Source organism: Pseudosporangium ferrugineum (assembly GCF_003002065.1).
GTDB classification, from domain to species: Bacteria; Actinomycetota; Actinomycetes; order Mycobacteriales; family Micromonosporaceae; genus Actinoplanes; species Actinoplanes ferrugineus_A.
The window spans coordinates 1-1252 of sequence record NZ_PVZG01000087.1 but is presented as its reverse complement, the minus strand read 5'-3'; the positions used below and the strand labels follow the sequence as shown (position 1 = coordinate 1252).

The window sequence follows — 1252 nt, the reverse complement described above, 5'->3', positions numbered from 1 at the left end:
GCCGTGATGCGGGGAAAGCTCGCACGTCCGGTTCGGGGAGGAGTCGCGCGGAAACGGCCCCCACAAGGGGCACCGCGCCGCGCGGCTTACTCCACGCCGACCCTGTTCACGCAGCTCAAGGCCCTGCCCTGGGCGCAGGTCCCGGTCGGGGCGCAGACCCGCGAGACCGGGCACGGCCGCAAAGAGACCCGCACGGTCAAAGCGCTCACCGTCAACACCCCGGACGGGCTGGGATTCCCTCACGCCGACCAGGCCGTCCGGATCACCCGCACCCGCACGATCAAGGGCAAGACCAGCCGCGAGACGGCGTACCTGACGATCTCGCTGCCCGCCGGTAACGCCCGGCCCGCTGATCTGGGCACCTGGGCGCGTTCGGAGTGGCATATCGAGAACCGGCTGCATTACGTACGAGATGTCACGTTACGTGAAGACGCGCATCAAGCCCGGACCGGCAACGGACCCGCAGTGTTCGCCACCCTCCGTAACACCTCGATCGGATACCACCACATCAACGGCGCCACCAACATCGCCGAAGCCACCCGAGAAGCCAGCCACCGCCCCCACGACCTCATCACCGCCGTAACCACCGGAAAACCGAGCGTGACCAGGGCCAAAGCCACTACGCAATAGCCCTGGCCGTCGGGCACGGCCGCGCGTCGCGCCGGGCACCGCGCGGCGTATTGTCGCGTTGGCCCGGCCTTACCGTCTGTCCCTGATTCTCCTGGCACTCACCACCGCAGCGAGCGCGGCTATCACCGCGGTCAGCCCGTTGCTGCTCAAGGTGATCGTGGACGACGGCATCGTGCCGGGGCGGATGTCGGTGGTGGTGGCGGTGGCCGCCACGATCGCCGGGCTGGCCCTGGTCGACGCCGGTTGCGTCTATCTCCAGGTCCGCTTCTCGAGCCAGGTGGGCGAAGGTCTCGTGCACGACCTCCGCACCCGAGCGTTCGAGCACGTGCAGCAGCAGCCCTTGGCGTTCTTCCTGCGTACCAGGACGGGGTCGCTGGTGAGCCGCCTCAGCACCGATGTCGTCGGTGCCCGGGAGGCCGTCACCTCGCTGTTGTCACAGGCCATCGCCGCGACGATGACGCTCGTGCTCGTCCTGGTCGTCATGTTCTACCTGTCCTGGCAGCTCTCGCTGGCGGCGCTGATCATGACCTCGGCTATTCAGACTGAATGCGACGCATCGAGGGTGATGAAGGAAAGGTGCACCTGACCTGCAAGGATGTGGGTGTCTAGACCATGTCCACAG

2 protein-coding genes are annotated in these 1252 nt (G+C 67.3%); both read left to right on the top strand.

Features of this window, described 5'->3' with window-relative positions; translation table 11 throughout:
- Positions 1-630, top strand: a 630-nt coding sequence (locus CLV70_RS38860) for an ISAs1 family transposase (protein WP_245908820.1), incomplete at its 5' end; no start/stop codon positions are given.
- 58 nt (positions 631-688) lie between these two features.
- Positions 689-1216 (top strand): ABC transporter transmembrane domain-containing protein, encoded by a 528-nt coding sequence (locus CLV70_RS38855; protein WP_158277953.1) that lies wholly within the window; start codon positions 689-691, stop codon positions 1214-1216.
- Positions 1217-1252: the final 36 nt, after the last annotated feature.